At 40.2% G+C, this 26,959-nt stretch carries 25 protein-coding genes; 8 read left to right on the top strand and 17 right to left on the bottom strand.

Annotated features, from left to right (window positions below; genetic code table 11):
- Positions 1-42: 42 nt before the first annotated feature.
- From FTU02_RS00230 to FTU02_RS00210, 5 genes are all read right to left on the bottom strand, one after another.
- Complete coding sequence (locus FTU02_RS00230; protein ID WP_180155156.1) at positions 43-351, bottom strand: hypothetical protein; 309 nt, start codon at positions 349-351, stop codon at positions 43-45.
- Between the two features lie 97 nt (positions 352-448).
- Complete coding sequence (locus FTU02_RS00225; RefSeq protein ID WP_078194387.1) at positions 449-1,252, bottom strand: M48 family metallopeptidase; 804 nt, start codon at positions 1,250-1,252, stop codon at positions 449-451.
- A gap of 560 nt (positions 1,253-1,812) precedes the next feature.
- Entirely contained in the window at positions 1,813-3,132 is a 1,320-nt protein-coding gene (locus tag FTU02_RS00220) for an adenylosuccinate synthase (RefSeq protein ID WP_078189071.1), read from the bottom strand.
- Between the two features lie 66 nt (positions 3,133-3,198).
- Positions 3,199-4,365, bottom strand: coding sequence for an ATP phosphoribosyltransferase regulatory subunit (locus FTU02_RS00215; protein WP_180155154.1), 1,167 nt, complete (start codon positions 4,363-4,365; stop codon positions 3,199-3,201).
- Positions 4,366-4,685: 320 nt separating this feature from the next.
- Entirely contained in the window at positions 4,686-5,141 is a 456-nt protein-coding gene (locus FTU02_RS00210; protein ID WP_180155152.1) for an Lrp/AsnC family transcriptional regulator, read from the bottom strand.
- Between the two features lie 142 nt (positions 5,142-5,283).
- Between FTU02_RS00210 and FTU02_RS00205 the strand changes: the two genes are divergently transcribed.
- Both FTU02_RS00205 and FTU02_RS00200 read left to right on the top strand, forming a co-directional pair.
- Positions 5,284-6,030 (top strand): AzlC family ABC transporter permease, encoded by a 747-nt coding sequence (locus tag FTU02_RS00205; RefSeq protein WP_180155150.1) that lies wholly within the window; start codon positions 5,284-5,286, stop codon positions 6,028-6,030.
- The gene (locus FTU02_RS00200; protein WP_180155148.1) at positions 6,027-6,326 is read left to right on the top strand and encodes an AzlD family protein; all 300 of its coding nucleotides are present in this window, start codon (positions 6,027-6,029) and stop codon (positions 6,324-6,326) included. The genes FTU02_RS00205 and FTU02_RS00200 overlap by 4 nt, the downstream gene beginning before the upstream one ends.
- Positions 6,327-6,484: 158 nt before the next feature.
- Here FTU02_RS00200 and FTU02_RS00195 read toward each other — a convergent pair whose 3' ends face one another.
- The gene (locus tag FTU02_RS00195; RefSeq protein WP_078189224.1) at positions 6,485-6,787 is read right to left on the bottom strand and encodes a hypothetical protein; all 303 of its coding nucleotides are present in this window, start codon (positions 6,785-6,787) and stop codon (positions 6,485-6,487) included.
- Positions 6,788-6,986: 199 nt separating this feature from the next.
- Positions 6,987-8,015 carry a type I glyceraldehyde-3-phosphate dehydrogenase gene (locus tag FTU02_RS00190; protein ID WP_180155146.1) on the bottom strand — a complete coding sequence of 343 codons (1,029 nt, stop codon included), beginning with the start codon at positions 8,013-8,015 and terminating at the stop codon, positions 6,987-6,989.
- Positions 8,016-8,589: 574 nt separating this feature from the next.
- Here FTU02_RS00190 and alaS point away from each other — a divergent pair.
- The 3 genes from alaS to csrA all read left to right on the top strand — a co-directional run bounded on the left by alaS (position 8,590) and on the right by csrA (position 13,413).
- Positions 8,590-11,283 (top strand): alanine--tRNA ligase, encoded by a 2,694-nt coding sequence (alaS, locus tag FTU02_RS00185; RefSeq protein ID WP_180155144.1) that lies wholly within the window; start codon positions 8,590-8,592, stop codon positions 11,281-11,283.
- A 346-nt stretch (positions 11,284-11,629) separates the two neighbouring features.
- Complete coding sequence (locus tag FTU02_RS00180) at positions 11,630-12,910, top strand: aspartate kinase (protein ID WP_078194395.1); 1,281 nt, start codon at positions 11,630-11,632, stop codon at positions 12,908-12,910.
- 248 nt (positions 12,911-13,158) lie between these two features.
- Complete coding sequence (gene csrA, locus FTU02_RS00175; protein WP_078189080.1) at positions 13,159-13,413, top strand: carbon storage regulator CsrA; 255 nt, start codon at positions 13,159-13,161, stop codon at positions 13,411-13,413.
- Positions 13,414-13,508: 95 nt separating this feature from the next.
- Here csrA and rnhB read toward each other — a convergent pair whose 3' ends face one another.
- Positions 13,509-14,075, bottom strand: coding sequence for a ribonuclease HII (rnhB, locus tag FTU02_RS00170; RefSeq protein ID WP_180155142.1), 567 nt, complete (start codon positions 14,073-14,075; stop codon positions 13,509-13,511).
- Positions 14,076-14,168: 93 nt separating this feature from the next.
- Positions 14,169-14,558 carry a hypothetical protein gene (locus tag FTU02_RS00165; protein WP_078189082.1) on the bottom strand — a complete coding sequence of 130 codons (390 nt, stop codon included), beginning with the start codon at positions 14,556-14,558 and terminating at the stop codon, positions 14,169-14,171.
- A 212-nt stretch (positions 14,559-14,770) separates the two neighbouring features.
- Between FTU02_RS00165 and FTU02_RS00160 the strand changes: the two genes are divergently transcribed.
- On the top strand, positions 14,771-15,328 hold the full coding sequence (locus tag FTU02_RS00160; RefSeq protein WP_180155140.1) for a cytochrome b: 558 nt from the start codon (positions 14,771-14,773) through the stop codon (positions 15,326-15,328).
- A gap of 52 nt (positions 15,329-15,380) precedes the next feature.
- On the opposite strand, the gene FTU02_RS00155 is transcribed toward FTU02_RS00160, so the two are convergent.
- From FTU02_RS00155 to yaaA, 4 genes are all read right to left on the bottom strand, one after another.
- Positions 15,381-15,755 (bottom strand): hypothetical protein, encoded by a 375-nt coding sequence (locus FTU02_RS00155; protein ID WP_078194399.1) that lies wholly within the window; start codon positions 15,753-15,755, stop codon positions 15,381-15,383.
- 56 nt (positions 15,756-15,811) lie between these two features.
- A complete protein-coding gene (locus FTU02_RS00150; protein ID WP_180155138.1) occupies positions 15,812-16,813 on the bottom strand; it encodes an adenosine deaminase in 1,002 nt (333 codons plus the stop codon).
- A 66-nt stretch (positions 16,814-16,879) separates the two neighbouring features.
- Positions 16,880-18,202 carry an NCS2 family permease gene (locus FTU02_RS00145; RefSeq protein ID WP_111885323.1) on the bottom strand — a complete coding sequence of 441 codons (1,323 nt, stop codon included), beginning with the start codon at positions 18,200-18,202 and terminating at the stop codon, positions 16,880-16,882.
- Positions 18,203-19,159: 957 nt separating this feature from the next.
- Entirely contained in the window at positions 19,160-19,942 is a 783-nt protein-coding gene (yaaA, locus tag FTU02_RS00140) for a peroxide stress protein YaaA (protein ID WP_180155136.1), read from the bottom strand.
- A gap of 125 nt (positions 19,943-20,067) precedes the next feature.
- Here yaaA and FTU02_RS00135 point away from each other — a divergent pair, with 125 nt between their 5' ends.
- Together FTU02_RS00135 and FTU02_RS00130 are read left to right on the top strand one after the other, a co-directional pair.
- The gene (locus FTU02_RS00135) at positions 20,068-20,694 is read left to right on the top strand and encodes an alpha/beta hydrolase (RefSeq protein ID WP_111885325.1); all 627 of its coding nucleotides are present in this window, start codon (positions 20,068-20,070) and stop codon (positions 20,692-20,694) included.
- Between the two features lie 285 nt (positions 20,695-20,979).
- Positions 20,980-21,504: a hypothetical protein gene (locus FTU02_RS00130; protein ID WP_180155134.1), complete on the top strand. Its 525-nt coding sequence runs from the start codon at positions 20,980-20,982 to the stop codon at positions 21,502-21,504.
- An 84-nt stretch (positions 21,505-21,588) separates the two neighbouring features.
- On the opposite strand, the gene FTU02_RS00125 is transcribed toward FTU02_RS00130, so the two are convergent.
- The 4 genes from FTU02_RS00125 to pheA form a co-directional block, all read right to left on the bottom strand.
- The gene (locus FTU02_RS00125) at positions 21,589-21,960 is read right to left on the bottom strand and encodes a hypothetical protein (RefSeq protein WP_180009482.1); all 372 of its coding nucleotides are present in this window, start codon (positions 21,958-21,960) and stop codon (positions 21,589-21,591) included.
- 112 nt (positions 21,961-22,072) lie between these two features.
- Positions 22,073-24,322 carry a bifunctional prephenate dehydrogenase/3-phosphoshikimate 1-carboxyvinyltransferase gene (locus FTU02_RS00120; protein ID WP_180155131.1) on the bottom strand — a complete coding sequence of 750 codons (2,250 nt, stop codon included), beginning with the start codon at positions 24,320-24,322 and terminating at the stop codon, positions 22,073-22,075.
- Between the two features lie 3 nt (positions 24,323-24,325).
- The gene (gene hisC / locus FTU02_RS00115; RefSeq protein ID WP_180155129.1) at positions 24,326-25,417 is read right to left on the bottom strand and encodes a histidinol-phosphate transaminase; all 1,092 of its coding nucleotides are present in this window, start codon (positions 25,415-25,417) and stop codon (positions 24,326-24,328) included.
- 69 nt (positions 25,418-25,486) lie between these two features.
- Positions 25,487-26,596 (bottom strand): prephenate dehydratase, encoded by a 1,110-nt coding sequence (gene pheA, locus FTU02_RS00110; RefSeq protein ID WP_180077541.1) that lies wholly within the window; start codon positions 26,594-26,596, stop codon positions 25,487-25,489.
- Between the last annotated feature and the right edge of the window lie 363 nt (positions 26,597-26,959).

The following is a 26,959-nucleotide window of genomic DNA, read 5'->3' as shown; positions in this document are numbered from 1 at the left end:
AACGAAGTTATAGCGACTTATAATAGTATTTATGTAATTTTTTTAAGCTGAAAATTGAAGAACCAACCAATAGATTAAACAAACCACATTCAAGCCCAAATACACATGCATTAATGGCTTAATTTTTTCTTCTAACTGCACATTTTTTCGCTTAAAAAATAGGACAGCATTTTGTATCAAAGCTATGGGCACAAGAATACAGGCAATAATCACCGACAACCCAATCAGGGCTTGATAAATTAATTGTGGATCTTGAGTTTGGGCACGAATGATCATCATAGCAATAGTGGGTGCTCCCCCCATCGCAAATAATAAAGAATAAAAAATGGTGGTCGAAATATTCTTTTGCATCCTGCACTTCTCTTCCTAATTCAAATTGCATTTTAGCAACTCAACACAATGTGTATAGCGTACTAAAATGCAACTTTAGTCTTGAAAACAGCCGATATTAACGACGTACACTCGAAGGTGTCGCATTTTTATAATATTGCTGTGCTTCTGGCATCATTTTTTGCATAGCAGCAATACGGTCATTATTGCTTGGGTGTGTAGACATAAATTTGCTCAGTGCATCATTGCCACTGTTGTCATTTGCATTCATTTTTTTCCACAACGAGATCGCCGCTTCTGGATTGTATCCAGCCTTTGCCATCATCACTAGGCCACCTTTATCCGCGCGACTTTCCAAATTACGTGAATACGGCAAGCCCACACCAAATTGACTCCCCAAGTCAAGCAAGGTTGCACCATAGCCACCTGCTGCATTACCTACGTATTGTGAACCTATACTCACTGCAAGATTGGTCAGTGCTGAAGCGCCAATTTTATTTTTTGCATGTTCTTCTAAAGCATGAACCATTTCGTGACCCATGATTGCTGCGACTTCATCATCCGTGAGTTTGAGGGTTTCGACGATTCCTGTATAGAAAACAACTTTCCCGCCGGGTGCAACATAGGCATTGATTTCTTTAGACTTGATTACGGCAACTTTCCAATCAAAAGCCTGACCCGTTTGATTCATCTGATCTGCAAATGGTTTCATTTTCCAGAAAACACGGTTTACTTTTTGATAAGTCGCAGACTTGGTATCGAGCACTTGTTTGGTCTGTGCGTCTTTCAGCATTGCGTTATAAGACTGTGTTGCCTGTAAGTTCAAAGATGCAGAATCAGCACCTGCAAGATCAGCAATTGTGGTACAACCAGACAAAGAAGCTGCTACGGCAAAGCATGCCAAAGATTTTTTATAATTCATCATGATCTCTAGTTATTTATAAAGAGTGTCAAATATATACAAAAAATTGACTGACTCAATATTTTTATGCTTATTTTTTTCAAAATCTTTATTTTTCCATTATTTAAATTTAATATCTGATGTTACCCCGTAAAAATAATTTCACATTTTTTAAATACTTTTAAGTATATTCGACGGAGTCTTACATCTAGGGTTTAAATAAAGGGATTAGCCTTCGGCTGGAGGTACACACATGAAACAATGTTTCTCATTAGGCAAAATGAGAAACGTGCTTCGCAAGGAAACCATCTTGCGGTGCAATGCACCTCACCGACAAAACTCATTCACTAGTGTAAAAATATTCACAGTATTGCAAAAACATTTTTAATAAAAAGTAGTCCTGTCTCAAACACTTGCGGATGACCTTACCGCTTATCATTCTTTTATTTTAATCAAATGGCACTTCGGATGTTACTGAGTACTATCAGTTTATAATACATGCCGTTTTTTGAAGTTATGTTCTTCGCTATATAAAAAAGCCCCGCTTTCGCGAGGCTTTTACATCTTAATTCAACAGCACATTATGCGTCGAATGGATGACGTAATACGATTGTTTCATCACGGTCTGGACCAGTTGAAATGATGTCGATTGGACATTCAATCAATTGCTCTAAACGTTTCACGTAGTTAATTGCATTTTGTGGCAATTGATCTAGTGATTTCGCACCGAAAGTAGACTCAGACCAACCTGGCATGGTTTCGTAGATTGGTTTTAAAGTTTCAAATGCAAGCGCATCAGAAGAACCTACACAACCAGAATCAGCTGCTTCGTAACCTACACAGATTTTCACTTCTTCTAAACCATCTAGAACGTCTAATTTAGTTAAGCAAATACCAGAAAGTGAGTTTACTTCTACTGAACGACGTAGAATTTCAGCATCGAACCAACCACAGCGACGTTGACGGCCTGTAGACGCCCCAAACTCAGAACCGACAGTACCCAAGTGTTTACCGATTGCATCACCAACATCGTTAGCAGCATCATAAACAAGTTCAGTTGGGAACGGACCAGCACCTACACGAGTTGTGTACGCTTTAGTAATACCCAATACATAGTCAAGGTGTAATGGACCAAGACCTGAACCTGAGCTTACGCCACCAGCAGTTGTATTTGAAGATGTAACATACGGATATGTACCGTGGTCAACGTCAAGAAGTGAACCTTGCGCGCCTTCAAACATGATTTTCTTACCTGCTTTACGGTAAGCATGAAGTTCGCCAGTCACGTCCATCACCATAGGTTCGATGACTTTACGCCATTCGTCACATAGAGCGATTACATCTTCAACTTTAACGGCTTCAACACCGAAGAATTGAGTCAATTGGAAGTTATGGTATTCAAGAAGCTCTTCTAGTTGAGCTTTAAGATGAGCACCACCACGAACCAAGTCAGCAACACGGATTGCACGACGAGCCACTTTGTCTTCGTATGCAGGACCGATACCACGACCTGTTGTACCAATTTTCGCATTGCCACGTTTTTTCTCACGTGCTTGGTCAAGGGCGATATGGTGTGGAAGGATCAACGGACAGTTTGGAGAAATACGTAGACGTTCACGTACAGGCACGCCTTCTTTTTCTAAAACTTCCATTTCGTGGATTAAAGCTTCAGGTGATAAAACAACACCATTACCAATTAAGCACAATACGTTGTCACGTAAAATACCAGATGGAATGAGGTGTAAAACAGTTTTCTTACCACCAACCACAAGTGTATGACCTGCGTTGTGTCCGCCTTGATAGCGAACTACCGCAGCCGCTTGATCTGTGAGCAGGTCGACGATCTTACCTTTACCTTCGTCGCCCCATTGGGTACCAAGTACCACAACATTCTTGCCCATAATAGCCTCATTGCATCATGCTGTTAAAATTGGAAAAAACGTGTGTGCCCGCAGGCACATCCGAGATTAAATTTGTTTGATTGTCCACTCGCCATTTGCATTCACCAACTGGTGCGTTGCATACGGTGCTGAGCTTAAATCATCATTACCTAACAATTGAACAACACTGAATCCTTCGGTACGTGCTGCTTCAATTGCCTTTAATAAATCTGCTTCGATGCCTTTTGGTGCAACCAAAACTTGGTTTTTCTGAACTTGACCTGCAGTTAATGCATATAGATCACAAGAGAAACCTGTCGCTGGACGCGCGCGACCGAAGTGTTCACCAATACCGTCATAGCGACCGCCTTGAGCCAATGGCGCAGCACGGTTTGGTGCATATACGGCATACATTAAACCAGTGTGATAATGGTATGAACGAAGTTCTACAACATCGATACCAATATGTAGTTCTGGCCAACGCACCTGAATTGCCGCTTGAGTCGATTTCACTGCATCAAAAGCCAGTTTAAATGCTTCATTTGCCAATACATCAGCCGTTAAATTGGCTTGCAGTGCATCTAAGTCACTTGCAAAACGACCTAATGTATAGAAGTCAGCACCATTTGGAATGCTTTGTGTGAATTCAGCAAGTTCAGGTAGAGCTTTACGTTGATACAAGTCAGATAACTGACGTTCAACCGCTTTGCTCAAGCCAGCTTGTTTTACCATGCTACGGAATAAACCGACATGCCCTAAATCAAGATGGATACCATCTGCATGACCTGCTTTAGCAAGCAAGTTGATCATGACATCAATCAGTTCAACGTCAGCATCAATGCTGTCTGAACCAAATAATTCTGCACCTAACTGTAAAGGTGCACGTGTGGTATTAAAACCCTGTGGCTTAGTATGTAGTACTGTACCAGCGTAGCAATAACGAGCTACACCTTCGACAGGATGTACATGCGCATCAATACGAGCCACTTGTGGTGTCATATCGGCACGCACACCAAGCAAACGACCTGAAAGTTGATCGATCACTTTAAAAGTGGCTAAGTCTAAATCTTGATTCGATTCTGAAAGAGAAGATAGAGATTCGATGTATTCAATGAATGGCGTGTACACCAACTGATAACCTCGAGATGCGAGGAAATCTAATGCTTCACGACGCAAAGATTCAATCACTTGCGCCTGTTCTGGCAGTACATCAGCTACACCATCAGGTAATAACCATGTCTCTGAAATGGGCATGTTGTAAACCTAAATTCTTGTCAGCGCGGAACAAATCCGCATAAAAAAATCGGGAGCACACCCGATTTCTCCTAGTTTAGCACGATAGTTTTACGCTTGCACACGACTTTTTCATAAAAGATGCTTCAGCATTCATTACTTCATCAACAGCTTTAACTTTTACAACTAAATCAATGTTTATGCTTATATTTTAAAATTCTGTGAACGTTATTTTTTAACCATTTGATAAAAAATAATAAGCATCCTACTTTCTATAGATGAAGTTTTAAACAAAGTTATAAATATGATCAGGCTCAATAACTTAATTTAAGACACGAACATCAATCCAATGGAAGCGCTGTAGTTTGTTTAACGGCCTGTAACGGTATCTCTGTTTTTACATTTTGCACACTGGCGATCTGCGTTAAATGATGAATCTGAAACTTTCGATAGGCTTCTAAATCTGCCACGACGATACGTAAGAAAAAGTCACAATCCCCTGCCATGAGTTGACACTCCACCACTTCAGGCATCGTTTGAATGGCTGCAACGAAATCATTCACGGTTTTTGCATCTTGACCTTTTAGCCAAATCCGCGCAAACACCGTTAAACTTAAATTCAATTTTGGCTGGTTCAGTAAAGCCACATATTTCTCAATATAGCCTTCATCTTCTAGTTGCTTAACCCGTCTCAAACATGGCGAAGGAGATAAACCAACAAGTTGGGCCAATTCATTATTTTGTAGTTTTCCATTTTGCTGTAATGCTTGCAAAATGCGTTTATCTATCTGATCCATCAACAAAGGCACTAAATTTCACAATAATCTTCATTTTAGCAATTTCATTGCACAATAAAAGCAATCTTTCATAAAATAGCTGCCAAATGCTGCTCAGATATCCATAAAATATTGCTTTCGATCTCGCTTCATGGAAAACGTCATGTTGATGTTTAGACAAAGTACACTCAATCATCCCCATTCAGAGCATTCTATTGAGTTTAAACGAGGTCTAAAAACATCTATTCCAATGCTGCTGGGCATTATTCCTTTTGCATTAGTTTTGGGTGCTCAGGCAACACATAAAGGCTTTTCTAGTTTAGAAGTTCCGCTTTTGACTGGTCTTAACTTTGCTGGTGGTTCTGAATTTGCCATTTTAGAAGTTTGGACCAATCCCCCTAATATCATCATGCTGATGTTTATTACGTTTTTAGTGAATAGTCGGCACCTATTAATGGGGGCGAGCCTTGTCCCGTATTTACGACATCTCCCGAATCGCACGGTTTATACCGCTTTATTTTTTATGTGCGATGAAAGTTGGGCCGTAGGTTTGGCCGATGCTCAAAACAAATCCAAAACCTTGGGAATTCAGCGCGCCTTTAGTTTGATGTTCTATGCAGGCTTATGCTGTGCTTTGTATTTGATGTGGGTTGGCTTTACCACGCTAGGGGCAATGATCGGACCAATACTTGGCGATATTAGTCGACTTGGTTTTGACATGGCCTTCCCTGCTGTATTTCTTGTTTTACTGCGTGGCATGTGGAAAGGCTTTAAAGCGGCGCGTCCATGGCTGGTCAGTTTGATTGCCGCATCTCTGGCGTATTTGTATCTCCCTGCGGGCTGGTATGTTCCGATTGGCGCAATTACGGGTATTGCTTCTGCATTTTTCCTGATTGGAGATGATGCATGATTAACACCAGCACCCTGATCGCGATTCTATTTATTGCCTTAACCACTTACTTAACCCGTATCTTGGGTTATATATTACTGAAAAACCGCAGCCTCACCAATAAACAACGTCAAATTATGGAAGTTGTTCCCGGTTGTGTGTTGATCTCAGTGATCGCGCCTTATTTTGTTAAAGATAATCCTGCTGATCTGATCGCGATGGCCATTACTCTATTTGCAGCATCTCGTTTTTCATTATTGCCTACCGTTGTGATTAGCATGCTTTCAGCAGCCGTGTTAAGACAAATTTTGATTTAATCCCATACAATCATATGTTGAAGAACGCGTGAACTACGATTTGAAACCAATGATGATGAATATTGGGAATCATCTTATTGGATAAAAAAATACCCATACCTTGAGATTACATGCTTTCAGCAAATATCGAGGTATGGGCAATCTTTTGTATTTTTCGATTAGCTTTGATCTGTCTTGACCACTTTTGCCAAAAGGTTTACCAACTCTGCATTTTGCAATTCAACTTGCTGTAATTTATGTGTGGTCTGATCTAAAACTTCTTGCTGGATATGCATTTTCTTTGCAAGATCTTGCATAATTTCCAAGGTCTTTTTCAGGTTGGCTTCTAAATGCACCACTTTTTCTTCAAGTGGCAAGGTTTCATGCGCGGTAGATTGCGATACGTCACGATTAAACTGTAGCCAAATTAAAAATATAACCGCCAGCGCCAATAATAAAATAAATCCCCAAAGTAACATCAACATCATGCTCAATACTCTTTATATATTTCTTTGACTTTCATCTTAAACAATAAATTGGCTGTGCTTGAATATTTTTTAAAGTTTTTCAATATTTTCGAGATACATCAACGTCATTACGCATGATTTTTCATCTAATTTTAGAAAATAAAAAACACCTACAAGCTAGTAGATGTTTTTTATATCGGATAAGTTTGAATTTTTAAAGAGAATGAAAGCTTTCACATAAATCGAGTAAGCGGTTCGCATAGCCCCATTCATTGTCATACCATGCGAAGACTTTTGCTTGTTTTCCTACCACCATGGTTTGATTCAAATCGACAATCAATGAATAAGGTGAATGATTAAAATCACTTGAGACCAAAGGTTCATCGGTTACTGACATAATTTCATGATAATCAAAACGTGCAGCTTTGCTTAACACTGCATTTAACTCATGCTTGGTGATAAGCGATTGGGACACAAAACTTAAATCGATTGCAGCGACATTGATCGTCGGTACACGAATCGAATAGCCATCGATTCGATCTTCCATTTTCGGCATCACCCGTTTCAATGCCCCTAGAGCTGAAGAAGTCGTTGGAATAATATTTTGACCCGAAGCTCGCGCACGACGTAAGTCACGATGTGCATGATCCAATACAGACTGATCCGCAGTCACAGCATGAATCTCAGTCATCAGTGCTGTCTCTATACCAAAGGCATCATCAATAATTTTGACTAAAGGCACCAAAGCCTGCGTGGTACACGACACACTGGAAATAATTTGATCCGTCGCTTTGACTTCATGATGATTAACACCATACACAATCGCAGCATCAACACTATCAAACGGCGCCGCACCAATAATCACACGTTTGGCACCTGCACCAATATGCTGTGTGGCTGCCTCTCGCGATCTAAATAAACCTGTGCATTCGAGTACCACATCGACATTCAGTTGCTGCCAAGGCAAAAGACTCGGCTGTGCCTCATTTAAAACTTGCACTTTGAGATGCGCTTGAGCACAAGAGATATCTAGAAAAATAGCGCCATCTTGTTCAAGAATGTCGACTTGGCCTGCAAAACGACCATGCGTGGTGTCGTATTTAAACAAATGCACCATGGTTTCCACATCAGCGACATCATTTATGGCAACAATTTCATAATGAAATTCTTTTGGATTTTCAAACCAAGCGCGTAATACATTGCGTCCGATTCGACCAAATCCATTAATTGCCACTCGCTGCATGACCAATCCTTCGTTTTGAAACAAAAATAAAGCATCTATATGTTAATGGATTTCAACATGAAAACGTTATCATTTATTCGTTTAATGCTTATTGGGCTTTATTTTTATAAAACTTTAGCACCTGTATAGATCCAAATATTAGCTTTACTAAACATGTACAGCACCAAGATCAAGTTCAATCACTCTTAATAAAATGGATGCAAACATGCAATTTTCCCAATGAACTGAAAAATATAAATGCAAAACACCTTCATGTAGACCATTCATCAACATGTTGAATTTGAACTTTTAAAACCTTTCAAGACATATAAATAAAACGCCGCAACAGTACGCTCACTAGATTAATCAATGAATACTTTCAGCGTTCCAAAGGTTTAAAAATCTAAAAATATAGGTGCCAAATTTAAAACATATAAAAAGTCATAGAGATAGCCGAAAATCATTGGTCACTACACCTTTTTCCGTTATAATTTAGCGTTTTTAAATTTTATGTCAGCATCTCAAGCCAGCTTGAAAATTTTGTAAGACTTGCTTGATAGGCTATTACCAAATCGAAATTAGGAGAGACTTGGTTGTGAGTACTCGTTTTATGACATCAGCTGAAATTCGCGAAGCTTTTTTAAGCTACTTTGAATCGCAAGGGCATACACGTGTCGCGTCGAGTTCTCTGGTACCTGCCAACGACCCAACACTATTGTTCACAAATGCTGGTATGAACCAGTTTAAAGACTGCTTCCTTGGTCTTGAAAAACGTGACTACGTTCGTGCTACATCTTCACAAAAATGTGTCCGTGCCGGCGGTAAACACAACGACCTAGACAACGTTGGTTATACAGCACGTCACCACACGTTCTTTGAAATGTTGGGTAACTTCTCATTTGGTGACTACTTCAAACGTGATGCCATCACATTTGCTTGGGATTTCTTAACCAACGAAAAATGGTTAGGTCTGCCAAAAGATAAACTTTATGCCACTGTTTACCATACAGATGACGAAGCATTTGATATCTGGAACAAAGAAATTGGTCTAGACGCTTCACGCATTATCCGTATTGGTGACAACAAAGGCGAAAAATACGCTTCAGATAACTTCTGGGCAATGGGCGATACAGGTCCTTGCGGTCCATGTTCTGAAATCTTCTTTGACCATGGTGACCACATTTGGGGCGGCTTACCGGGCACTCCTGAAGAAGATGGCGATCGTTTCATCGAAATTTGGAACAACGTATTCATGCAGTTCAACCGTACTGCTGATGGTGTTCTGCATGCCCTTCCTGCACCTTCTGTAGATACAGGTATGGGCCTTGAGCGTATTTCTGCAGTTTTACAGCATGTAAACTCAAACTACGAAATTGACCTATTCCAAAACCTACTTAAAGCTGCTGCTGAAATCATTGGTTTAGATACCACTGAACTTGAAGCAAAAGCACAAGCAGAAAACAAACCAGTTGAATACCCTGCTTCACTTAAAGTTGTGGCTGACCATGCACGTTCTTGCTGCTTCTTGATTGCAGACGGTGTTAACCCGTCTAACGAAGGCCGTGGCTATGTACTTCGCCGTATTATCCGTCGTGCAGTACGTCATGGTAACAAATTGGGTGCAACAGGTTCATTCTTCCATAAAATGTTGCAGCCGCTGATCGACGTGATGGGCGCTGCTTATCCTGAGCTTGCTGCACAGCAAGCACGTATCGAAGCACAGCTTTTGAAAGAAGAAGAACAATTCGCAAAAACTTTAGAGCAAGGTTTGAAATTGCTTGAAGGCGAATTGGCTCAACTTAAAGGTTCAGTAATTCCGGGCGAAACTGTATTTAAACTTTACGATACTTACGGCTTCCCGACTGACTTAACAGCAGACATTGCACGTGAACGTGATTTAACCATTGATGAAGCTGGTTTCGAAGTCGAAATGGCGGCTCAACGTCAACGTGCGCGTGATGCTGGTAAATTTGCTGTCGACTACAACTCAATTGTCAAAGTTGAAGGCGAGACTCAATTTGACGGCTATGACGCAACTCAAGGCCAAGGTCAAATTGTTGCAATCTACAAAGATGGCGAACAAGTTGATGAAGTTTTTGAAGGTGACGAAGCACTAATCGTTATAAACCAAACTCCGTTCTATGCAGAAAGTGGCGGTCAAGTTGGCGATACAGGTATCTTCAAAAACGAAACTGGTATTTTTGAAGTTCAAGACACCAAAAAATCAGGCGGCGCTTTTGTACACCAAGGCATCGTGACCATGGGTAACTTAAAAGCAGCTCAAGCAGTTGAGGCGATTGTTAAAGCGGATATCCGTGAAGCAACTTCACGCAACCACTCTGCAACTCACCTATTACATGCAGCACTTCGCCAAGTTTTAGGTACGCACGTACAGCAAAAAGGTTCATTGGTTGCAAGCGAACTTTTACGTTTTGACTTTGCCAATGACCAACCTGTTTCATTTGAACAGCTTCAAGAAATTGAACGCATTGTCAATGCCGAAGTGATTGCCAATACTGCTGTTTCAACTGAACTTTTAGACATCGATGCGGCCAAAGAAAAAGGCGCAATGATGTTGTTCGGTGAGAAATACGGTGACGAAGTACGTGTACTTTCAATGGGTACAACCAAAGATGAGAAAAACTTCTCTATCGAACTTTGTGGCGGTATTCATGTAAAACGCACCGGTGATATTGGTCTATTCAAAATCACTTCTGAAGGCGGTGTTGCTGCAGGCGTACGTCGTATTGAAGCCGTTACGGGTACTAAGGCAGTTGAAGCTGCGCAAAAAGCAGATCGTGACATTCATGCAATTAACGACTTGCTGAAAGCGCAAAAAGATCAAACTTTAGAAAAAGTTGAAGCTTTGTCTCACACAGCATCTAGCTTGCAAAAACAAATTGAACAATTGAACCAAAAATTGGCAAGCTTCCAAGCCGCTGAGTTATTGAGTCAAGTTCAAGAGATTGCTGGCCGTAAAACATTAATCACCACGGTTCAAGGTGTAGATGCGAAATCACTTCGCAACTTGCACGACGGTGTGAAATCTAAGTTAGACAATGCTGTGATCGTGATCGCAGCGGTTGATGCCGACAAAGTGAGCCTCATTGCTTCGGTTGCTAAAGAATACACTGCTGCTGTAAAAGCAGGTGACATCATCAAACACCTTGGTCAAGAACTTGGCGGTAAAGGTGGTGGTAAACCTGATATGGCTCAAGGTGGTGCGCCTTATAGCGACAAACTTGAAGCGGTAATGACTGACCTCGTTGCATGGTTAGCTGCAAAATAAGACCAAAAGTCCTATAGCTCAAAGTGACTCACCTCCTTTGAGCAAATCAACAGGTTTAAGCAGTGTGTTTTTTAATGCTGGATCCTGCTTAAACACTGTTGATGCGTGAAAGCGCAAACTCAATCATCATGTTGAAACCAATATTCAACCTCTGGCTAAATGATGAAAATGGAGTCTAAAAGGCTGGGTTCATGTGAATCCCCTGCAGACACAAAGTATCTATTTGAACTCCTCCTACCTTGGAGTTCATAAGCTACGTGGTATATTAAAATCGCGCCGAAGTGCGGTCTTAAAATATGTGTAAGTGCTTTAAGTCTTTAGACTTATTTACTTGGTAAGGATAGTTATGGCATTAATCGTTCAAAAATATGGCGGTACCTCAATGGGTACTCCAGAGCGCATTTTAAATGTTGCTCGTCGTGTAAAGCGTTGGCATGATCACGGTCACAAAGTTGTGGTTGTTGTATCTGCAATGAGTGGCGAAACCAATCGTCTACTTGCTTTAGCGAAGGCCATTACCGAAACCCCTGATCCACGCGAATTAGACCAAATGGTGTCTACGGGTGAACAGGTAACGATTTCTATGTTAGCAATGGCACTTAACTCTATTGGTGTTGAAGCTAAATCACTTACAGGCCGTCAAGTCGGTATTAAAACCGACAGCGCATTTACCAAGGCGCGTATTGAAGCGATTGATACGGATGTATTGACTTCAAACCTTGACGCTGGACGTGTCATTGTAGTGGCAGGTTTCCAAGGCTTTGATGCCGAAGGTAACACTACGACTCTAGGTCGTGGTGGTTCTGACACTTCGGGTGTTGCATTGGCCGCCGCACTTAAAGCTGATGAATGTCAGATTTACACAGACGTTGATGGTGTTTACACCACTGACCCTCGTGTCGCTCCAAAAGCGAAAAAAGTTGATCGTATTTCTTTTGAAGAAATGCTTGAAATGGCATCACTTGGTTCTAAAGTCCTTCAAATTCGTTCTGTAGAATTTGCCGGTAAATACCAAGTGCCTTTACGCGTATTATCAAGTTTTGATAATGACGATGATGGCGCATTCGACGAAAACTTTAAACAAAACGTCGGGACACTAATCACCACTGAAGCGGAAGACAACATGGAACAACCAATCATCTCAGGTATCGCGTTCAACCGTGATGAAGCTAAATTAACTATTCTTGGTGTACCGGATAAACCAGGTATCGCTTCAAACATCCTTTCACCAATTGGTGATGCCAATGTTGAAGTGGATATGATTATCCAAAACGTTGAAGAAGACGGCACAACTGATTTCACATTTACAGTTAACCGTAGTGAATTATCAAAAGCGAAAGCCATTCTTGAAGCGACTGCACAAGAAATTGGTGCACGTGAAGTTGCAACTCGCGCGGACATCGTAAAAGTATCGATTGTAGGTGTTGGTATGCGCTCACACGCAGGTGTTGCAAGCAAAATGTTTACTGCTCTTGCAAAAGAAGGCATTAATATTTTGATGATTTCGACTTCTGAAATCAAAATTTCAGTGATTATTGATGAGAAATACTTAGAGCTTGCTGTACGTGCTCTACACACTGCATTCGGTCTAGACCGTGAAACAGGTGAATCAAGCGCACGTGCTTAATTAACCTTGCTGTGTGTCAAAATTTGTCATTGTTAGACAGATTTTGAAAAACATCGTAAAAATTCAGAGCCACTATAGTTTTTTTTATAGTGGCTCTGTTATATTAAACCTGAGGATTTTAAAATTTACTCAGTTTGCGACTGTCACAATGATTGTTTCAGATGCACTGCTAAATTTTTTGCTTTTACAAGTTATGAATTTTACATAACAGATCATTTGCAGGTTTTGCATTTTGCAAGGAGAGAAACATGCTGATTCTGACTCGTCGTGTCGGAGAAACATTAATGATTGGAGACCAAGTTAGCGTGACTGTACTTGGTGTTAAAGGTAATCAGGTTCGTATTGGCGTGAATGCTCCAAAAGAAGTATCTGTTCATCGTGAAGAAATTTACCAACGAATTCAACATGAACGCGCAATGCACGAACATCTCCAAAACATTGATCAAGAATATCAGCCATCTTTTGAAGAAACTGATTATTCCCAAAATAACTATAATCGCTAAGATTTAAGTTGTTTAAATCATAAAGCGGCTCATTAGGCCGCTTTAAATTTATCTAGAACATGCTTTTACTATAGACGTTCAACTAAGCTTTATTACTACCCTTCTAGAACTTTACGTACGGGGCCAAAACTGCGGCGATGTTCATCAATCACCCCATACTGCGCAATCGCTTCGAAGTGCGCTTTGGTTGGATAGCCCTTGTGTTTCGCAAAACCATACTGTGGATATTTTGCATCTAGCTCAACCATTTCGTGGTCTCGAGTCACTTTTGCCAAAATACTCGCAGCCGAAATCTCTGGATGAATCGCATCTCCGCCTACCACAGCATCACAGCTCATCGCTAAACCAGCTGGGACTTTATTACCATCTACCAACACGTGTTCTGGCTGTACATTGAGTTTTTCCACTGCACGACGCATTGCAAGTAATGATGCTTGCAAAATATTGATCTCATCAATTTCTTGTGCGGAACTTTCAGCAATCGCCCAAGCCAAGGCTTTTTCTTGAATCTCAATAAATAACTTTTCACGTTTTTTTTCAGTGAGTTTCTTAGAATCGTTTAAACCTTCAATCGGGTTATTTGGATCTAAAATGACAGCTGCCGCAACAACCGAACCCACCAATGGACCGCGACCCGCTTCATCTGTACCAGCAATTTTCATATATCTCTCACTCAAAATAAAATACGACCCTTAATTTGGATTTGCTAATACTCAGCAATACCAATGTCTGGGTCGTATAAAATGTTCTAAATCTTAGTTTTTAAATGTTTCGATCACGCAAGCATTTAAAGTATTTGTCACGATTTTAGCTGCAAGATTAGCTTGTGAAGTTTTATCCATTGCTGCTACAACCAAATCCGTTGCAGTCACGCTAGTTGTCGCTTTCTCGCCTACACATGAACACACTTCAGTTTGTAGTTCAGATTTTTGAGTTTCTGTTAATAGTTTTGAACCTGTTTTCCAGTAGCTGTTGTTATTTAGCTCAGTCACGCATTTCGCTTGAACACCCACTTTAACAGCCATCATTGCCAAGCTGTTTGCTGAAGTTGTACCTGTAGATGTACTTGTACCTGTTGTACCAGTCGCAGCACATGCAGAAAGTACAAGCGCTAATGGCGCTAGAACAGCAACTAATTTTTTCACGAATATTTCCTTTGTTCTGTTAATTAACGCGCATATTGTGCCCCAAATCACACACCATCTGATATGACTATTTAAAATAAATTCGGTAGTTGTGTAGTTAATCATCAAAGCCTGTGTTGCATATTCACAACACAGTGTCCCGATTTTAAACGACGCATATTTTTGTGGTCTGTATTAGAATCTGCATAAGATTGGACGCTTAAATAATCAACATGAGCAATAACACACAATACTACACTCGAACAGCTCAGGTCTTACATTGGCTGATGGCGATCATATTCATCGTGGCATGGTTAATTGGCTTTTATAGTGGTAATTTTCTGAGTTATGACGTCGATGGCAGCTTTAAAGGGCAAGTCATTACCCTCCATAAAAATATTGCTACTACGATTATTTTTCTGGTGGTGATACGAATCTTTTGGCGCTATACCCACCCCGCTCCAGATTTACCTGACAACATGTCCTCCGGCATGAAAACCTTGGCACATTTGGGTCATTTAGCACTTTATTTTGTACTACTGGCTTTACCTATTACAGGTTGCTTATTTAGTTGGAGCGCAGGTCACCCGGCCCCTATCCTGTATTTGTTTGAAATACCACGCTTGGTCCAAGATAATCCTGAATTACTTGCCATCGTGAAACCGCTACATATTTGGATTTCTTGGGCAGCAGGCTTGCTCTTAGTCGGTCATATTTTGGCAGCACTGAAACATCATTTTATTGATAAAGACCATGTGCTCAAAAGCATGACACGACAACCAAAACCCTAATAAAGACAAAATAAAAGCCACATCATGTGGCTTTTATTTTGAGCATCATCTTTTAATTCAGCACTTGCTGAGCACAGCCGCGCATACTATTCAAAACCGCTTTAGATATCAGTTTATTCTTTTCAGTTTCATTCACTGCAGCAGTCATCAGATCTTTTGCACCGATATCATCCATAGCATGCTCACTCACGCACTGACAAATCGCAGCTTGATTGTCTTTTTTCTGTTGAGCACTCATAAACAACGCAGCACCTTTCCAAATTTTAGAACTATTTAACTCTTGCGAGCATTGATATTCAATCACGGGCTTTAGCATACGCTGACTTAAACTTGATTTATCTGCAATAGCAGCCGATGAAATCAATACTACGGCTAAAAATGTAATCGATGAGGCAAATATAGAGCGATTTGAATGAGAGAAAAGCATGATTTGAACATAAAAAAGGCAGTGAATATTCACTGCCTGAGATTATACGCTGATTATTAATTCAACGCTTCAATCTTTTTAATCCAAGTTTGTTTTTCCGCATCTGAAATAAATGATGCTTCAAAAGAGTTAATTGCCAGTTGCTTTAACTCTGCATTGCTTAAATCAAGCGCTTTGGTGATCGCAATAAAGTTATCATTCATATAGCCACCAAAGTACGATGGATCATCTGAATTGACAGTTACATGCACACCTTGTTGCAATAGACGGCGAATATTATGCTCAGCCATATCATTGACCACACAGAGCTTTAAATTACTCAGCGGGCAAACGGTTAATGGCATTTTCTCTGCAATTAAACGCTGCATTAAGGCTGGATCTTCTTCTGAACGTACACCATGGTCAACACGATTTACTTTCAGTAGATCCAAGGCTTCCCATACGTATTCTGCTGGACCTTCTTCCCCTGCATGCGCAACGATAAGAAAACCTGCTTCACGGGCTTTTGCAAAAACACGTTCGAATTTTGATGGTGGATGACCCACTTCACTCGAATCTAAACCGACACCAATAATTTGATCTTTATATGGTAAAGCTTGTTCTAATGTTGCAAATGCTGCGTCTTCAGATAAATGACGCAAGAAGCACATAATCAGATGTGAGCTAATGCCCAGTTTCGTTTTAGCATCATCACAAGCGCGTTGTAAGCCATTCAAAACAGTTTCAAAAGCAACACCACGGTCTGTATGGGTTTGTGGGTCGAAGAACATTTCGGTATGAACCACATGATCTTCTGCACATTTTTCAAAGTATGCCCATGCCAAATCATAAAAATCTGGCTCATGAATCAGTACATTTGCACCTGCATAATAAATATCTAAAAAAGACTGTAAATTATGAAAATTATACGCTTCTTTTAATTCTTCGACTGATTGATAAGGGATTGCAATATTGTTGCGTTGGGCAATTGCAAACATGAGTTCAGGCTCAAATGTCCCTTCAATATGCACATGTAGCTCTGCTTTTGGCAAAGCGCGAATCAGCTCAAGTTGATCCATCTCTTATCCTCATAAAAATAAAAAAGGGTGCAAACTGAGTTTACACCCTTTCGCTGTTTGACAGTATTAACCGCCAAATGCAGCAAATTTCAATGCCCAAAGTGCAGCAATAATCCAGACCATATATGGTACAGTTTTCGCCTTACCTGTAAGCAATTTAACCAATGCATAGCTAATGAAGCCCATTGCAATACCGTCTGCAATTGAATACGTAAACGGCATAAATACAATTGTCAAGAATGCAGGGACTGCTTCAGTAATATCATCCCACTCAATATGAACGATACCTTGAATCATCAACACACCGACAAACAACAATGCTGGCGCAGTTGCAAAACCTGGTACTGACTGAGCAAGTGGTGCTAAGAACAATGCCAAAATAAACAATACAGCAACTACAACTGCAGTTAAACCTGTACGACCACCGGCAGCAACACCTGCTGATGATTCAATATAAGGCGTAGTTGATGACGTACCCAATGCCGCACCCGCAACAATTGCAGATGAGTCAGCAAATAATGCTTTCTTCAAACGTGGTAATTTACCGTCTTTTAATAAACCTGCACGGTGTGATACACCGACCAATGTACCTGTAGAATCAAATAAATCGACCAAGAAGAATACAAAGATCACGCCAATCAAACTTGCGGTGAATAGACCTTCGAAGTTCATTTGCATGAATGTTGGAGCGATTGAAGGAATAGCACCCACAACACCTTTAAATTCGTTGAAGCCCAGCAGGGTTGAAATTGCAGTAATCACCAAAATACTGATGATGATTGCACCACGTACTTTGAAGTGATGCATAACCACAACCATCAAGAAGCCAAGTAAAGCTAACAAGACAGACGGCTGTTTTAAATCACCCAGACTAACCAGTGTTGCAGGGTTATCAACAATAATGCCGGCATTTTTCAAAGAAACCAGCGCAAGGAATAAACCAATACCGCCGCCGATCGCGAGTTTAAGCGACATTGGAATCGCATTGACAATCGCTTCACGGATTTTGAACATGCTGATAGCGATAAAAACAAGGCCAGAGACAAAAACAGCTGCTAAAGCAGTTTGCCATTCCACGCCCATACCCAAACATACAGAATAGGTAAAGTAAGCGTTTAAGCCCATACCGGGTGCTAAGGCAATTGGATAGTTAGCAACAAGACCCATCACCAAACAGCCAATGGCTGCTGCTAGACAGGTTGCGACAAAAACAGCGCCATGATCCATACCCGTTTCGGACAAAATCATTGGATTGACAATAATGATGTAACACATTGTCAAGAAAGTAGTTACACCTGCAATGACTTCTGTTTTGAAACTGGTTTTGTTTTCGCTCAGTTTAAACAGACGTTCAAGCATGTTCTCGGAAGATGGATTAGGAGTCGTCATGACCTAGCCCCTATGAAGTAAACTTTATGCATATAAGCATTCCACAAAATTAATCATGTCATGTATTCATCATTAATTTTGTGTATGCCTAAGCAACGAATATGCCAATTCGGCAGATTGCAGGCTTTAAAAAATCCTATTTTCAACAGCATACAACACGGTACAAATGTTGAAATTTGCAAACAAAAAAGCTGCATAAACCTATGCAGCTCCTCTATTTATGTCATTTAATTCGTATTTAATATCAATAAATACTGATCAAATTAATTTCGGCAAATTATAACACATTGATTTTTTAATGTTTCCACATTTTCATCGCTTTTCAATTTAGTAAATTTAAGACATTGTTTTCTTTATAAAGTTTCAAATTATTATATGTAAAAATAAAATATCAATATTTAGACGAACTCTTCAAGATCATGCTTGAGCTCAATTCAAAAGCAGCAAGATTGATTTTTTTTAGCGCATATAAGGTGATGCGTTCAAATCATCATTGAACACCTGATTAATTTCTTGCTGTCGCTTTAACTCTGCATTTTTATAAACACTAAACCCTAAGAACACAATGCTGAGTATAAAAATTGGTATCAGTATTTTTTCCATAACAAAATTTTATTCATGTTTAAATATTTGGCTATAATAACAAAAAACTTAAACAAAAAAGTGACGTATTTCACAATTCTATATCTTATTAAGTCATTTAATAAGCTATTTGTTCGATCAATGTTAACTTTGTAATATATTTTAGACTGATAGACAAGATAATCGCTGAATGTTTTTTTAAATCCTTTTCCTCAAAAAGCCTCAAATTGTAGATCATTTCATATACGAAATTTAAAGCACCATCAATTTCACAGGCCCACCGTTACATCCCGAGTGAAGAAGATAAAAAAGCCGCTGACTTAAAAACAGCGGCTATTCATATTTTTTACAGATTCAAAATTTTCAATCTTGAACTTAAGCGGCTTGTTGCTCATCTCGCTTAAAGACCAATTCGCCCTTTAAGCTACTCTCAGCATCGAAATAATATCCATCGGTATTAAACGACTTGATATCTTCAATACGTTCAATTTTATTTTCCAACAAATAACGCGCCATTAGGCCACGTGCTTTTTTGGCATAGAAGCTGATGACTTTATATTTGCCGTTCTTTTGATCGAGAAAAACAGGCTTGATGATTTCGGCTTTGATTTTTGATTCTTTGACCGACTTATAGTATTCATCTGAAGCAATGTTGACCAAAAGTTCAGAGCCGGCTTTTTCCAAATCGTCATTGATGAGATTGGTGATGGTATTGTCCCAAAACTCGTATAGGTTATGTCCACGTGGGTTTTGTAACTTGGTCCCCATCTCTAAACGATATGGCATCATTAAATCAAGCGGACGCAATAAACCATAGAGACCCGAGAGCATACGCAAATGGGTTTGTGCATATTCAAGGTCTGAGTTTGTAAGTTTATAAGCATCTAAACCGGTATATACATCACCTTTAAAGGCAAAGATTGCTTGGCGTGCATTGGCAAAATCAAAATCAGGCTGCCAATCTCGGAAGCGCTCAACATTTAAAGTCGCAATTTTCTCACTGACACTCATCAAGCTTGAAATTTCACTTACCGACAATTTACGTGCGACTGAGATTAATTCTTCAGAATAATCTAATAGCCGTGGTTGAGTGAATTTTTCAGTCGGTAAAGCGGTTTCGTAATCTAAAGTTTTTGCTGGAGAAATTAAAGCGAGCATAAACATCCTGATTAATTTTTAATTAAACAAACTATAACAGTAGAGTATTTTCAAATCCAATCTGTGTTTTTGATAAACATAATCTGTAAACTATGCGACTCTCCCGCTTTCACATTTTAGTCATTATGTCAGAACAACTGTTCATTCAAGGGCCTGTTGGTCAGCTTGAAATTTTTGTTGATTATCCACAGGGTGAAGTGAAAGGATTCGCGGTAGTTACACACCCTCACCCATTGCAAGGTGGCACACCACAGCACAAAGTACCTGTGCTTTTAGCGCAAATGTTCTTAGAACGTGGCTATGTTGTCTATCGCCCAAGTTTCCGCGGCTCTGGCCAAAGTGCAGGAATACATGACGAAGGCAATGGTGAAACTAAAGACACTATGCAAGTCATTGAATTTGCTCGCAACCAACATCCGAACCTGCCATTTTATGCAGGCGGTTTTAGTTTCGGTGCAAATGTCATGACTAAATGCTATGCCCTTTTGCCTGTAGAATTACAGCCTGTACAGACTATTTTATGCGGCTTACCAACCACAACAGTTGCAGGTGTACGTCACTATGTGACACCGCATATTAAGGGTGATATTTTATTTATTCATGGTGAAGAAGATAATGTCACACTGTTATCTGACTTGATTCAGTGGGCCAAACCACAGCGCCATTTAATCACGGTTTTGCCAGGTGCAAACCACTTCTTTACGGGTTATCTCAAACAGCTTCGTATTGCGATTTCACGCTTTTTAGTATAAAAAATACCAAAAATGAGTCAGCTTAACTGGCTCATTTTTTTTTGCCTAATGACCGCTCTATTCCCCACCAATATTTCAGATAAATTCACCTACAGCACTTCGATTTATCCATCTTTTTAGTGCATTGGCCATCATTATCTATTCAACATGTAATGACCTAATTCGTCGCTAGTTTAATTTTTATTACGCAATATTTTTTTATCGAAAAACCAATTATTTACTTGTTTATATGACCAACTGCAGAAATAATACCCAGAAAAATGAACATAAAATTTAGAGGGAAAAATGAAATTTATTGTTGCTGTGATTTTAAGTCTAGGCATTGCAGCTTTGGTTTATTATTTTAATTCAACCCCATCCACAACGACAAATTTGCCAGCGTCTACGGTTGCTGTGAACGATGGTCCCAAAGCCTATTTGACTGCATCATACAAGATGAATGTCGATGGTCGTGATTTTAGCTTAAAGATGGTCTATGACTTTCCCAACAGCCAAGTGTGTGAAGCCCAACTCAACAGCACTGACACCATGAATATGATTTCAACCTTTAAGCAACGCTGTTCGAGTGACTCGGTATGTAAAGAAGCAGATATTTCGTCTTGTTCATCTTTTACCGATCAAAAATATAAAGATATGCTCGATAAAAACTATCATGACACCCATTATATTTATTTAAGCGATAGCAAATTGACTGATCAACGTGGTGTGATCGTGTTTTGGGGACTCAATGAACAAGAGTCAGAAAAAATGTGTGACTATGTGAAAAAGAGCAATCGAACTATTAATCCTATCAATATTGAATGTCTATAACGTTGTTCGATACATTCCGTTAAAAAATAAAAAAGCAGCACTATGCTACTTTTTTATAGATGATTTTTAATTCAATTTTTCAGATCATTTCGTCATTTGTTTCCATTGAAACTCACTATATGACTCTTCTTCTTTTAAACTGTTTTCAACCGCTTGAGCCAATTGGTTCAATAGACTTTGCTCGGTAATACGATCTAACCAATCTTGGTCTTCATCTGGATAAGAGGTAATTTCACAGACTAGACGACCGGATTCATCCTGCCCCTGACATGTCACTGAAAGTGGCAATTCATGCTGATCGACACTGACTGCAATCTGATCACCACTTTGCGATAATGTTTGAAAGCCATATTTCTCAAGCTTACTTGCTAAAAACTCAGCCACTTGAGTTTGAGTATCAGTACTGCTTTCAACTCGATTTGAATCGCTATGGGCGGTGAATTGTAGTTTTCTCATGTATCTATCCAAAGACATTCTTGTTGTATAGTTTTAGCATAAGCAATTAAAACCAAACAGCCAAGCATTTGCTTGGCTGTTGTTGAATAAATATACAAATTTAGTGAATTATTTATTCACTTACCGCAATCGTTAAACCGGCTTGAGTCGCTAGCTCTGTAAATGTTGGGAAACTTGTTGCAACAGTTTCTGTACCCACGATATTAATTTCACCCGAAGTACGTAAACCTGCCATTGAGAAGCTCATTGCAATACGGTGGTCATGATGTGATTCGATTTGACCACCTGTGAAGATTGCACCCCACTCACCCGCTTTGCCTTGACCTTCAATGATGATGCCATCATCTGTTGGCGTGCAGTCGATACCCATAATTTTTAGGCCATCTGCCATCACTTGAATACGATCCGACTCTTTCACTCGAAGTTCAGCTGCACCAGTCAAAATGGTTTGACCCTCTGCACATGCAGCAGCAATAAATAACGCTGGGAATTCATCAATCGCCAATGGTACTTGATCTTCTGGCATATGAATGCCTTTGAGTGTACGTGAACCACGAATACGAATATCGGCAATCGGCTCACCGCCAGCGATACGTTCATTTTCAACAGTCAGGTCAGCACCCATCTGTTTTAAAATTTCGATCACTCCTGTACGTGTTGGATTAATGCCGACCGCTTCAAGTGTGACATCTGAACCTTCAGTAATCGCTGCACCCACCATAAAGAATGCTGCAGATGAAATGTCAGAGGGTACTTGGATATCCGTACCGACTAACTTGCCACCACCTTGAAGTGAAATGCGGTTGCCTTCTGTTTTCACGTCATAACCAAATGCACGAAGCATACGCTCTGAATGGTCACGTGTCGGTTCTGGCTCAGTGACAACCGTCTCACCTTCCGCCCAAAGACCTGCCAACAAAATACCAGATTTTACTTGTGCAGATGCCATTGGTAAGTCGTAGTGAATACCTTTAAGGTTTTGACATCCAGAAATAGACACGGGCGGCGTACCACGCTCACCTGTGGTTTGAATTTGCGCACCCATTTCACGTAATGGTTTTGCAATACGTTCCATTGGACGTTTTGATAATGACGCATCACCCGTCATCACCGAATCAAACTTTTGTGCCGACAACATGCCTGAAAGCAAGCGCATGGAAGTGCCTGAGTTCCCCATATACAAAGCGCCTGCAGGTGCTTTTAAACCATGCATGCCTACACCATGAATGGTAACTTCGCCATTTTTAGGGCCTTCAATACTCACACCCATATCGCGGAATGCTTGGAGAGTTGCCAAGGCATCTTCACCTTCAAGGAAACCAGTGACATGCGTTGTGCCTTCTGCAATAGCACCAAACATGATAGAGCGATGTGACACAGATTTATCACCTGGCACAGTAAATTTACCTTGGAATTGCTTTGGACCCGGTAAAATTTTGAATTGCTGTGTCGTCACTTTATTTTTCTCCATCAGTGGTTTCTTTGCGAGCATGTGATTGAAATGTTGGCGTGCCGCTTGTGCATGCCCCAACAGTCCCATCAACGCTTGTGAGTTTTCATCTTCAATCAGTTTGCGAAGAATAGCCAATTGTTTTTCAAAGCCATCCACCGCATTTAAAATTGCCTTTTTATTGGCAAAAAAGATGTCATGCCACATATGTGGGTCGCTTGCAGCAATGCGTGAGAAATCACGAAAACCGCCAGCGGCATAACGGAAAATATCTAAATTGTCTTCTCGGTTCGCAAGTTGCTCAACCAAGTTAAATGCCATCAAATGCGGAAGATGACTGGTATGGGCCAACACTTCATCGTGTTTTTCCACATCCATACAAATTACTTCCGCTTTGGCAGCTTGCCACAATTGAATTAGTTTCTCTACAGCCCAATCTGCACTGCTAGGTAATGGTGTCAAAATCACTTTGTGATTAGCAAATAAATCTACCTTACCTGCATGCACACCTGTTAGTTCAGCCCCAGCAATCGGATGCCCCGGTACAAAACCAGCAGGTAATTGCTCACCATAGACTGCTTTCGCTGCATCAACGACATTGCCTTTGGTACTCCCAACATCGGTAATAATCGTCTGTTCGGATAGATAAGGCTTTATCGCTTCAAGGACTTTTTGTGTCGCACGTACAGGCAAAGCCAAGACAACGAGATCTGCACCTTTGACCGCTTCAGCAGGATCGCTATAACCCTGCTGAATAAGCCCTAAAGCTTTTGCATCTTCTAAAGTTTTTTGTGAACGCGTAGACGCCACAATTTCCTTAGCTAAACCTTCAGCAATCATGACACGAGCTAGGCTTGAGCCAATTAGCCCAAGCCCAATAAAAGCAACTTTTTCAAATAGTGGTACAGACATGACTTAAGCTTTAGCCTCTAAGCCCAAAACTTTAGCCAATGCAGCTAAGAATTTAGCATTTTCAGCTTCAGTCCCAATTGATACACGTAAATGCTCAGGGATACCAACTGGACGAACAATCACACCTTCTTTTAATAAAGCATTGAAAGTCTGTGCAGGATCTGCTTTTACATTTACTAAAATGAAGTTGGCACGTGAAGGCACATACGCTAAACCTAAAGCATCAAAGCCTGACTCAAGTTGAGCCATACCCGCTTTGTTCACTACGCGTGATTTTTCAATAAACGCTTCATCTTTAAGTGCAGCAACTGCAGCAACCATTGCTAAATGGTTGACGTTGAATGGTTGACGAATACGATTGAGGAAATCCGTCACTTCAACTGAAGCCAAAGCAAACCCAACACGTAGTGCAGCCAAGCCATAGCATTTTGACATGGTACGGCTAACGATTAAGTTTGCGTATTGATCTAAGAATTTCAAGCTGTTGAAGTTTTCTGGGAAATATTCCACATAGGCTTCATCTAAAACCACGATCACATTTGCAGGTACTTTTTGCATGAACGCTTCAAATTCAGCTTCTTCAAACCATGTACCTGTTGGATTATTTGGGTTCGCAATAAAAATCAATTTAGTATTGTCTTTGATTGCTGCAGCCATTGCATCTAGGTCATGTGAAAAACCTTTTGCAGGCACTTCAATCGCTTCAGCATTAATCGCTTGAGTAACCAGACCATACACAGCAAATGCGTGTTGGCTATAAACAACTGAATCATTTTCAGAAACGAATGCGCGAGCAAAAATTTCCAGAAGATCGTTTGAACCATTACCTAACGTAATGCGGTCATGTGCAATACCAAATTGTTTTTCAACTTGGTCTTTCAAAATAAAACCGCCACCATCCGGATATCGACCAATTTCTGCAAGTTCAGCAGCAACAGCTTCTTTCACTTTGTCAGAACAACCCAATGGGTTTTCATTTGATGCGAGTTTTACGATATCTGTAATACCCAACTCACGCTCAAGTTCACTAATTGGTTTACCTGGTTGGTAAGGCTTTAGCTTTGCAATGCCTTCATTGGCTGGGACAAACGTCATTTTACACTTCCAGTTTTTTCAAATGATGAAGGTGATCAACTCCTGATGGAATTGATCACAGTTGTGATCTTAAAGAACAGCAATCGGATATGAACCCAATACACGAATTTCTTTAACCAATGGACGAATTTCTTCAATCGCTGCTTTGACATTGTCTTGTTCTACATGGCCTTCAAGGTCAACAAAGAAGACATAGGCCCATTTTTCAGGCAAGGCAGGACGTGTTTCAATACTGGTCAAACTGATATTGTGTTTTGCAAATGGTGCAAGAATTTCAAGCAGCGCCCCTGCACGGTCATGCGCAGAAATCAACAATGAAGTTTTATCATTGCCCGATTGCGGTACTTTCTCACGACCAATCACCAAGAAACGAGTAGTATTTTCAGGATTGTCTTCAATATTGCTATGCAAAATTTCAAGGTTGTAAATGTTCGCAGCGACTTCAGAAGCAATTGCTGCTGAGTGCCATTCATTGCGAATACGGCGTGCAGCTTCTGCATTTGAACTGAGTGCAACACGTTCTACACCTGGATAATGAGCATCTAACCAACCACGGCATTGCGCCAAAGTTTGTTGATGAGCATAAATTTGTTTAATGCTGTCTTTACGTGTGTTTTCAGACACTAGGAACTGATGATGAATACGCAGCTCCACTTCACCAATAACATTCAGATGTGAAGATTTGAAGCAATCTAGGGTATGGTTCACTACACCTTCAGATGAGTTCTCTACAGGCACAAGACCATAGTGCGCACTGCCTGCTTCTACTTCGCGGAATACTTCATCAATCGTTGGAAGAGGGCGAACAACAGCGTCTTGACCGAAATGTTTTAAAACAGCCGAATGCGTATAAGTCCCAACTGGACCTAAGAACGCAATACTTTGCGGTGCTTCAAGGGCTAAACAAGCCGACATGATCTCACGGAATAAACGTGCCATTGTCACATCAGACAATGGGCCTTCGTTACGATCCATAACTTTACGTAAAACTTGCGCTTCACGTTCAGGACGATAAAACAATGGATTCTCTTCTGCAGCAAATTTTGCTTTTGCCACAGCTTCAGCTAGTTTCGCACGACGATTGATAAGTTGTTGAATCTGCATATCAACAGAGTCGATATCTTCACGAATTTGAGCTAAGTCCAGAGAAGTCGGAGTGTTTTGATCATCGTTGATCATTGTTATGTCGCCCTTCAAAAAAATTTTGCAAACAGTATAACAATAGTTAGCTTTCAAATGTTGCGCAATACGACTTTGATGGTTTCAGCCTTAAAAACATACAGTTGATTAAAGCTTCATCAGCTTAACTTAAGAGCCAAAACAGCCAAACTGATAGGTAAAGCCATAATTAAGGCAAATCTTACCTTTTGACGGCTTTATTGATCATTCATCTTGAGCAGCACAATAAATAGACCTTCTCTTTTCCTCCAAATTTGCATCAGATCCATCCCCTTATAAGCCCATCAATCAATTTGTTTCATTGGTCATTGCAGTTTTAAATTTTGCTTTCAATACTTGAAGCAAAAGAAAAAATTCAAAACT

Origin of the sequence: Acinetobacter sp. YH12045, assembly GCF_013419925.1 — a bacterium.
Classification (GTDB): domain Bacteria; phylum Pseudomonadota; class Gammaproteobacteria; order Pseudomonadales; family Moraxellaceae; genus Acinetobacter; species Acinetobacter amyesii.
Note: the sequence above shows the minus strand (reverse complement) of the source record. Positions and strands in the feature narration are given on the sequence as shown.